Source organism: Escherichia sp. 94.0001 (assembly GCF_013369155.2).
GTDB lineage: Bacteria > Pseudomonadota > Gammaproteobacteria > Enterobacterales > Enterobacteriaceae > Escherichia > Escherichia coli_F.
The window spans coordinates 1-203 of record NZ_JABWMS020000362.1 but is presented as its reverse complement, the minus strand read 5'-3'; the positions used below and the strand labels follow the sequence as shown (position 1 = coordinate 203).

Sequence of the window (203 nt, the reverse complement as noted above, 5' to 3'; positions counted from 1 at the left end):
CCCCCGGCTGGTACAGCCAAAGGCATCCATCTTCGTGACGTTACGACCGTAACGGAGAATGGCCTGCGTATCTTCAACAAGCTCTGTCGCCGTCTCCCAGCCGTTATTCGGGTCAATCCAGTTCACCTCAACGGCATTATGGCGGTCCTTCAGGGCGCTGAAGCTGTAGCGGAACGGCGCGCCATCATCCGGCATCACCACAT

General features: G+C 58.1%; 1 protein-coding gene. It reads right to left on the bottom strand.

The window, feature by feature from the left end; all coding sequences use genetic code 11:
- Positions 1-203 (bottom strand): phage tail protein (locus tag HEN33_RS27305; RefSeq protein ID WP_242460339.1); only part of this gene is annotated, 203 nt, incomplete at both ends.